The sequence below is a fragment of the Thalassolituus sp. UBA2590 genome (genome assembly GCF_002339775.1).
Taxonomy (GTDB): Bacteria; Pseudomonadota; Gammaproteobacteria; order Pseudomonadales; family Oceanobacteraceae; genus Thalassolituus.
Map to the genome: position 1 here is coordinate 1 of NZ_DDKU01000040.1, position 8934 is coordinate 8934.

Below are 8934 nucleotides of genomic sequence, written 5' to 3' on the forward strand. Positions count from 1 at the left end.
GGCCATGGGCTTTGGGTGTGTGTTTACTCATTGGGTTATTTCCTTTCTGCGGTTGGCTGCCATCTGAGTGGCGACCTTAATAGCGGTGTGCAGGCTACCGCTGTCAGCCTTGCCGGTGCCAGCAAGATCTAGCGCGGTGCCGTGATCAACAGAGGTACGGACAATGGGCAGCCCTAATGTGATATTGGCAGCCCGGCCAAAGCCGTGAAATTTAAGAACAGGCAGCCCCTGATCGTGATACATCGCCAGCGCCGCGTCGGCGTTATCCAGATACTTGGGGGTAAACAGAGTGTCTGCAGGCAGAGGGCCTGTCAGGTTGAGCCCTTCTTCCCGCAGTGCATTCAGGGCAGGAATGATGGTATCGATTTCTTCGCGACCCAGGTGGCCGTCTTCACCCGCGTGCGGGTTCAGGCCTGCTACCAGAATATGCGGTGCAGCCACACCAAAGAATTGCTGCAGGTCGTTGTTGAGAATCCGGCTGACACGTTGAATGCGATCACCAGTGCAGGCATCGGCGACATCTTTTAACGGTAGATGGGTGGTAACAAGAGCGACTCGTAGGTCTTCTGTGGCGAGCATCATAACGACTTCTTCAACGCCACAGTAATCACGGAAATACTCAGTATGGCCACTGAAAAGCACGCCGGACTCGTTAATGACCCCTTTGTGAACCGGTGCGGTGACTATGCCATCCCAGCGACCATCAAGGCATCCTTCAGCCGCGATTCGCAGGGTTTCTATCACGAAGGCGCCATTCGCTTTGTTGAGAACGCCTGCGCTGACAGGCGCATTGACCGCGACAGGAAAGACGGTCAGATGACCATTACCCGACTGCGCTCCGGCATCACCAAAGGTATGCAGAGTCAGGGGCAGACTCAGAGAATCCGCACGGTCAGCCAGTACTGCCGGGTCTGTGATAACGACGAGATCGGTCGACAGCTTAGCCTGGGCAATCTGAACACAGAGGTCCGGCCCGATACCGGCCGGTTCTCCCGCCGTGACGGCAAGACGCAGACTCACGGCTGTTCCTTGATGTCGACGTAGGCTTCTGAGCGGATTTTACGCAGCCAGATAGGAAGTTCTTCTTCGAAGCGGCGTCCATAGAGCATCTGGCGCACCTGATTACGCTGTACTTCTTCACCGATGTCGGCTTCACGACGGTCGGTCACCTGAAGCACATGCCAGCCAAACTGACTGCGCACTGGCGTACTTAACTCACCGGTTGGTGTTACGTCCATCGCTTGCTCAAATTCCGGCACCATGTCGCCGGGAGAGACCCAACCAAGGTCACCGCCACTGGCACCGCTGCCGGGGTCATCACTGTATTCACGAGCCAGCTCTGCGAAATCTGCACCGGCTTTCAGGCGCTCATAAATCTGATTGATGAGTTCACGGGCCTGATCCTGATCGCGCACTTCATTCGGGGTGATAAGAATATGTCGTACTTCAGCCTGTTGAATCAGCTGGGAGTTGCCGCCACGCTTGTCTTCAAGCTTGATAATGTGGAAACCACTGGCGGTACGGATCGGGTCTGAGATATCGCCGACGTTCATTTTGGGTGCGATGTCCGCGAAAATCGATGGTAGCTGAGCATCTTTACGCCAGCCCATATCGCCACCATTCAAGGCCGTGCGTCCCTGAGATTCGGCCATTGCTGTTTTGCCGAAATCAGCACCATCGCGAAGCTCAGCAACAATCTTGTCTGCTTTGCTTTCAGCTTCTTTGTATTCCTGTGGTGCGGCACCAGAACGAACTGAAATCAGAATGTGGCGAAGTTTGTATTCTGCGGCCGAGGCGATACGACCGATATCAGAGGCCAGAAAGTAATCTATGTCCTGATCTGTAATCTGGATGCGCTCACCCACCTGATACTGCTGTACCCGGCTAATGCGCATTTCATTGCGGATCTGTTCACGTGCGTAGGCAAAAGAAACGCCTTCGCTGGCCATAGCCTGTTGAAACTCAGCCAGGCTCATACCGTTCTGCGCCGCGATGCGTCCCATCGCGTCATCCAGCTGCGACTCACTGATGCGGATGCCGGCACGATCCGCCATCTGCAATTGCACGCTTTCGGTGATCATGCGCTCGAGTACCTGTTCGCGCAGGGTGTCTGCTTCTGGTAATTCGTTCTGATTACTCTGAACACCCACCGTTTTGATGCGTTGTTCTAGCTCGCTTTCCATGATGATGTCGTCATCGACAACAGCCACCACTCGATCGATCAACTGAGGCTCTGCATGGAGTAAGGCGCTGACAGTCATTGCCAGAAGAGAAAAAATCAGGTGCTTAATAGTCATGGTATTGGCGTCTTGAGTATCCATAAATGCTTTCAGACAAGAGGCTGTCGGTGCCGCTGCCCAGTGTGGTAAGACCTTTTAACTGAATGCTCAGCATAAAGCCGTAACGTTTTTCGGTTGAGAACTCCCCTGAGCTGCGGGGTGAACTTTCCCGATAGGTGAATTGTGCTCGCCAGCAACAATTCTGATATTCGAATCCGGCCAGAGACTCCAGAACCGGGTCTTCCGGGCGACGTTCTCCCGTCTCATAGTGTTTCAGATCACGAAGCTGCCTTGCAAATAGCGCCCAACGATCGTTCAGAGACCAGAACCCACTGGCATCAAGTTGGTGCGTATTGTAGCTAGTTTCAGTGTCAGGGTCGCGGCTCTCGGTGCGTGTATTGCTGAGGCTTAACATATGATTCGCTTCATCACGGAAGCGGACACCGTAGCGTTGCTGACGGAAGTAGTCCTGATGCGAATCCCACTCGAGAAAAGAGAAGACTGTCCAGTCGCTGTTCGGGTTCCATTCCGCTTCGCCCAGGGTGCTGGATGTATGGCGCTCAAGGTAGTCGCTTTCGGTCTCGTTGATGTTCACTTCACGATCGCGGAAATACCAGATCTGACCTACGCCAGCCCTGAACTGCTCCAGACCATCGTCGCGTATATAGCGTGTTGTGACGCCGGTGCTGATCTGATTCAGGTCGGCCAGGCGGTCACCGCCAGTAAAGCGGTCGCCGTTGAATAAGCTTGAGTAGGTGACGCTGGTGGCTTTGGTATCGAAGGCCGGAATGTCTTCCTGACCGCTCCGGTAGGGGCTGTACGCATACAGCACGCGAGGTTCCAGAGTCTGGATGTAGTCGGTGTTGAAGGCGCTGGTCTCACGCTCAAAGAAGAGGCCGCCGTCCAGGGTCACGCGCGGTGCTCCGAACGTTGGCGTTTCATCGTCGTCGGTAGGCTCTGCATCGTAAAGCCGGTAGCTGCGATAGCGGTAATCCAGTGCAGGCGTTAAGAAACCGTATGGCTGTGTCATCGGGTAGGCGATGCGGGTGTCCGACAGAAAACGATCACCGTTAAGAGCGGCGCGGCCACTGAGCGTCTGCTGATTGCCGTCGATCACGGCGGAGCTTTCACGGTTAAAGCGGGTGGCCTGCACGGTTTGCTTCAGCGTCCAACCTGACTCTAGTGTTGGCGTGAGTGTCAGGCCGACCTGAGGCAGGCGGCGATACGGACGGTTGCTGAGCGAGATGTCTTCGTCCGTCGTCTGGAAGCTCTCAGCGAGGAAAGTCGCTTTCACCGGTGTTGTATCGTAGCGAACCAGGCCCCTTCTAGGCAGGTGGGAAGCCCGGTACACAGAGGCACTCGGGTTCATGTCGGAGAAGTAGTCCTCATCGCTGACATTATTGTAGAGAAATTCGTGGCTCCAGTGACGGCCCCAACGACCCGCTTGTGAGTAATTCACCAGAGAGCGTTCTTCGCCGGTTTCTTCGTCGTCAGCGAGAATGCCGTAATTCAGCTCGCCATCACCGAAAAGCGCTGTTTTGTGTCGTAGTTGGTTTTCCCACAACAAACCATGATCAAGCACGTGGTGGGCAGTAATGGTGGCATCCAGGTTGGGGGCGATATTGAGATAAAAAGGAATCTGAATATCTTCCGCCTGGCCCATGCCGTTCACAGACAGTGACGGATCGAGGAAGCCGGTGAGGCGCCGGTCATCAATCGGGAAGCGATAATACGGTATGTACAGAATCGGTACCTCGGCGACCCTGAGTCGAGTGTGCCACGCCGTACCAAATCCTTCGTTCTGATCCAGTCGCAGTTCGCTGGCTGCGATGTCCCAGTCGTTGTGGCCGGGTTCGCAGAAGGTCAGAGTCGCCCCTTTCATTTCCAGTACCTGATCCTGGGGGGATCCCAGTTGTTCAGCGGTTCCTCGCAGGTGACGGTCGGCAATGACCCAGGCGCTGTGGTTCAGTTCTATGTCGCCCTGTGCGTCGTCGATACGAGCGTTGTCGCCGCCTAGCGTCATGCCCGGTGAGGTAATGGACACATTGCCCGTGAAATTAGCCACCTGTTGCTCAGGAAACCAATGCGCGTAGTCAGCTTTGAGAAGCTGATCGCGTCGCTGAAATACAACATCGCCGTTCAGTTCAATTTCACCGGCACGGGTTAAAGTACCCTGATCGGCTTCTGCTTCAATCCGGTCGGTATCGAGAGCCACAGGTGTGGTGACAACGTAGGCACCTGTGCAGAACTCCGGGAGCGCTTCAGCCTGTTCCGCCGGGAGCTGCGATCTTGGAGTCCAGCCGAGGGCTTCATAGTTGAACTGCCCAGCAGAGTCGGCCAATGCGTGGTGGCTCAGGCCGGTGGCGAGCGCAGGTAGCAATAGATACAGGCACGGGAGATGCAAGCGCGGGCGCAGGTACAGGCGAAAGTACAGGAGTAGATACTGAGATGTTCGGTTCAGGTCAGTCATGTAGGGCAGCAGGCGCGATTCCGGAATGAAGTGTGTTATCTTTAGCGGCTTATCAGGGCGCCAATTCTGGGGTCCAATTCTAGAACGACTGACACCGAGAGGCCAGCATGGATCAGCGAAGGGACAACCTTGCGCATTGGGCAGTAAATCAGATTCAGCAACTTACCGGTGAAGATCTGACCGCAGAATTGTCAGTAGTTTCGGGCGATGCCAGTTTTCGTCGATATTTTCGACTGACGGGCGCCGATTCCAGCTGGATCTGTGTGGATGCACCTCCAGAGAAAGAAGATAACCCTAAGTTTATTGCGATCGCTCGCAGCTGGTCAGAGCAGGGTGTGAATGTGCCCGCAGTTTTAGGCGAAGATATCGCTCAGGGATTCATGTTACTACAGGACTTCGGCGATAAACTGCTTTGGCCGGCGCTTCACGATGGTGCCGACCATGAACGCGTACTTGCGTTGTACAAACTCGCTATCGATGAGCTGATCAACATCCAGAAACTCAAGGCCGGTGAGTTGCCAGTATATGATGCCGCACTGCTGCGTCAGGAGATTTCTCTGTTCACCGACTGGCTGTGCGAACGTCAGATTTCGCTGTCTCTGTCGGCCGATGAACACAGACTGATGGCTGATGTTACGGATATTCTGGTTGATTCAGCGCTGGCTCAGCCGCAGGTGGTCGTGCATCGTGATTACCACTCACGGAATCTGATGCTTTGTGCAGATGGTGCCCTGGGTGTTATCGACTTTCAGGATGCTGTTCAGGGGGCTGTCACCTACGATCTCGTGTCGCTATTACGTGACTGCTATGTGCGTTGGCCACACCAGATCGTTGACGAGTTGACCGCCTACTACTACGAGAAAGCCTCATTGGCGGGCGTGCTGGATATGCCGTACGACGCCTTCTCCAGAGCGTTTGACCTTATGGGTATGCAGAGACACCTCAAAGCTGCGGGTATCTTTGCCCGCCTTAATATTCGTGATGGTAAGGCAGGTTATCTGGCGGATATCCCTAATACCTGCGTGTATCTGCGCGAAGTCGCGGGACGGTATTATGAATTCTCGGCTTTCTGTCAGTGGCTCGACGAACGATTTCTGCCAGCGATGGAGAAAGGCCTGTCATGAAGGCAATGATTCTGGCGGCAGGTCGAGGTACCAGAATGGCCCCGCTTACGGACACATGTCCTAAGCCGCTTATTCCTCTGTGTGGTAAACCCCTGATCGTGCACCATCTTGAGAAGCTTGCTGCGGCAGGTATTAAAGAGGTGGTGATTAATCACGCCTGGTTGGGAGAACAGATTGAACAGCACCTGGGGGATGGCAGCGCGTGGGGGCTGACTATTCGCTACTCCGCAGAAGCCGACGCACTCGAAACCGGTGGTGGTGTCTATCAGGCATTACCGCTTCTTGGCGCAGCGCCTTTTCTGCTTATTAATGGTGATGTCTGGACCGACTGGGATTACACCGAGGCTGCTCAGTATGAGCTGAATGAAACTGACCTTGGTTGCCTCTGGCTGGTCAATAACCCGGATCATAATCCGAAGGGCGATTTTGCGTTGCAGGCCGGGCGGGTGGTCAATGAGCAGCAACTGACGTTCAGTGGGGTCAGCGTCCTCAAACCTGAATTATGGGCATCCGCGTCGGCGGGCGCCTATCCACTAGCACCCATGTTGCGAGAGGCCATGACGACGGACCGGCTTGCAGGTCAGTTGATGAATGGCCGATGGGTCGATGTCGGCACCCCCGAGCGACTGAAGACTTTGGAGAACGATTTACTTAACCAAGACGGTGGTGACGATTGAAACCGTTGGCGAATAGCAATCGTATCTGGGTAGGAAAAGCGTCGGGTGCAGCCATTGGTTTGTTGTCTGGCGGACCGTTCGGGCTGGTGATTGGTGCGATTGCCGGACACCTGTTAGACAGGTTGGCTGAAAAGGCGCGCAGTGGTCCGGCAGGCCCAATGGCTCAGGAGCATATGAGTGCTCTGTTCCGTGTGATGGGGCATCTTGCTAAAGCGGATGGTCGCATCAGCGAAAAAGAAATTGCCGCCGCCGAAGCCGTGATCGAAGCCTTGGGAATGACCGGTGACCGTCGTGCATTGGCCATTCGTTTGTTTGGTGAGGGTAAGCAGAGCAGTTATCGACTGGAGCGTGATCTGAAAGCGCTGGAAGCTGGATTACCGCCGAACCAGCACGAGGTCTTCTTCTCGTTACTGGTCAAGGTAGCGCGTGCAGATGGCCGGGTAAAACGTGCGCAGCGCAAGGTACTGAAGCAGGTTGGCAGAGCGTTTGGCATTCCCCCGTTCCGTTTTTACTGGTGGTTGAGCCGGGGCGAGGGTTCGACAGACTGGGAGAAAAAAGCGCGGCCTCAGGAGCGCGCGCAACAGACATCTCAACCGCGTCGTCCTGAATTGATGATGAGTCGTGAGGTACGGCGTGCATTCAATGTACTCGGATTAGCGCCGGATGTTTCTGACGAAGAATTGAAGCAGACGTTCCGCCGCCTGATGAGTGAGTACCACCCTGATAAGCTTGTCGCTCGTGGAGTATCGGCGGCAGAGCTTGAGCGTGCTAAGTCGAAAGCGCAGGAGATCCAGAGCGCCTATGCGATTATTCGTAAGCACCGGCGAGCCAGTAAGTAATGGCAGCCTGCGGGGCTATTGCTGAACTCTGCTACTGAACCCTGCTACTGAACCCTGCTACTGAACCCTGCTACTGAACCCTGCTACTGAACCCTGCTACTGAACTTTGCCGCGCAAGGCTTTGACCTGGCCACGTTGAACTTTCTGATCGACTCTCCGGCGTTGCGACGCACGCGTTGGTCGTGTTGCTACTCTGGGCTTATCTTTCTGAAGAGCAAAGCGAATCAGCTGCTGTAACCGTTGCAGGGCATCTTCCCGATTTTTCTCCTGTGTCCTGAAACGCTGTGCTTTGATGATGATAGTACCGTCCTGTGTCAGGCGCTGGTCATCCAGTTTGAGCACGTCTTCTTTCACATCTTCAGGCAGCGACGAGCGTCGCACATCAAAACGAAGATGAATGGCCGACGCCACTTTATTTACGTTCTGACCGCCGGCGCCCTGTGCCCGGATAGCTTTCAGGGTGATTTCAGCCCAGGGGAGGGTAATTCTGTGGTTGATGTAGAGTCCGTTCGCGTTCATACGCCAGCCCCCACCGGAACATGGGACAGGTGAAAGGCGATGGCCCAGAAGTGGCAGAAAGCGCCAGCCATGACGAAGATATGCCAGATTTCGTGGAAACCGACCCAGCGTGGCCATGGGTCAGGCCAGCGCAGCGCATAAACGATGGCACCAACAGAGTAGGCGATACCACCGAAGAGCAGCCACCATAAAGCATCTTCGGGTACGCGCGCCATGGCTGGTTCAAACGCGAACACGACCAGCCAGCCCATGCCAACATAGATCAGAGTTGATAGCCAGCGTGGCGCTGAAATCCAGAACAGCTTCAGAGCGATGCCTGCAAGCGCTAAGCTCCAGACGGCAACAAGTAAGATCAGGCCGGTATTGCCGTACAAAGGGATCAGGCAGAAAGGGGTGTAGGTGCCGGCAATTAACAGAAAGATCGCAATATGATCGATGCGTTTGAGCCAGAGAATCACCTGCTCTGACGCGTGAATCAGATGGTACAGAGCGCTGGCTGCAAACATCAGAAACAGTGTTGCGCCGAAAACTGCGAATGAGACAATATGTACGACTTCGCCGTACATCGCGGCTCTTGCCATCAGAATACCGAGTGCAACAATGGCAAAAACAGCCCCGGCCAGATGGGTAAGGCCACTGATAGGATCACGGAAAACAGAATGCATGCGGTTGTCCGGTAAAAACTTATGAGTTGCGGCACACCATACGGTAAAGCGGTGGCAGAGAAAACAACGATGGATCAAGTCGGTAGCGTCGACGAAACCGACCTCTGGTATCTGTACCTGATAGAAACCGCCAGCGGGCATCTCTACTGCGGGATCACGCTGGATGTAAGCCGTCGCTTCAAAGAGCATTGCAGTAATGGTCGCCGCACCGCGCGTTTTCTGAGGGGCAAAGGGCCACTGGCTTTGCGTTTCGTCGCGGTCGCTGGTGCGCATGGAGATGCGCTGCGGGCTGAGAGACAGGTGAAGAAACTGTCCCGCCCTCAGAAGCTGCGGCTGATCAGTGGTGATCGTGCCTTCTCCC

General features: G+C 55.0%; 9 protein-coding genes. 4 read left to right on the forward strand and 5 right to left on the reverse strand.

Features of this window, described 5'->3' with window-relative positions:
• Positions 1–27 precede the first annotated feature (27 nt).
• The 3 genes from pdxA to B2067_RS03605 are packed head-to-tail and all read right to left on the reverse strand — an operon-like array spanning position 28 to position 4749.
• Entirely contained in the window at positions 28–1020 is a 993-nt protein-coding gene (gene pdxA, locus B2067_RS03595) for a 4-hydroxythreonine-4-phosphate dehydrogenase PdxA (protein ID WP_301387478.1), read from the reverse strand.
• Positions 1017–2321: a peptidylprolyl isomerase gene (locus B2067_RS03600; RefSeq protein ID WP_301387479.1), complete on the reverse strand. Its 1305-nt coding sequence runs from the start codon at positions 2319–2321 to the stop codon at positions 1017–1019. Before B2067_RS03600 ends, pdxA begins: the two co-directional genes overlap by 4 nt.
• Entirely contained in the window at positions 2287–4749 is a 2463-nt protein-coding gene (locus B2067_RS03605) for an LPS-assembly protein LptD (protein ID WP_301387480.1), read from the reverse strand. Before B2067_RS03605 ends, B2067_RS03600 begins: the two co-directional genes overlap by 35 nt.
• A 107-nt stretch (positions 4750–4856) precedes the next feature.
• Between B2067_RS03605 and B2067_RS03610 the strand changes: the two genes are divergently transcribed.
• The 3 genes from B2067_RS03610 to djlA are packed head-to-tail and all read left to right on the forward strand — an operon-like array spanning position 4857 to position 7389.
• Positions 4857–5873, forward strand: a complete 1017-nt coding sequence (locus tag B2067_RS03610) for an aminoglycoside phosphotransferase family protein (RefSeq protein ID WP_301378671.1) — start codon at positions 4857–4859, stop codon at positions 5871–5873.
• 5 nt (positions 5874–5878) lie between these two features.
• On the forward strand, positions 5879–6550 hold the full coding sequence (gene murU, locus B2067_RS03615) for an N-acetylmuramate alpha-1-phosphate uridylyltransferase MurU (RefSeq protein ID WP_349676352.1): 672 nt from the start codon (positions 5879–5881) through the stop codon (positions 6548–6550).
• Complete coding sequence (gene djlA, locus B2067_RS03620) at positions 6547–7389, forward strand: co-chaperone DjlA (protein WP_301378667.1); 843 nt, start codon at positions 6547–6549, stop codon at positions 7387–7389. The genes murU and djlA overlap by 4 nt, the downstream gene beginning before the upstream one ends.
• A gap of 96 nt (positions 7390–7485) precedes the next feature.
• Here djlA and arfB read toward each other — a convergent pair whose 3' ends face one another.
• The gene (gene arfB, locus B2067_RS03625) at positions 7486–7908 is read right to left on the reverse strand and encodes an alternative ribosome rescue aminoacyl-tRNA hydrolase ArfB (RefSeq protein WP_068444646.1); all 423 of its coding nucleotides are present in this window, start codon (positions 7906–7908) and stop codon (positions 7486–7488) included.
• Positions 7905–8573, reverse strand: a complete 669-nt coding sequence (trhA, locus tag B2067_RS03630; protein ID WP_068444644.1) for a PAQR family membrane homeostasis protein TrhA — start codon at positions 8571–8573, stop codon at positions 7905–7907. The genes arfB and trhA overlap by 4 nt, the downstream gene beginning before the upstream one ends.
• A 21-nt stretch (positions 8574–8594) precedes the next feature.
• On the opposite strand from trhA, the gene B2067_RS03635 reads away from it, so the two are divergent.
• Positions 8595–8934 (forward strand): GIY-YIG nuclease family protein (locus B2067_RS03635; RefSeq protein ID WP_301387483.1); only part of this gene is annotated, 340 nt, incomplete at its 3' end.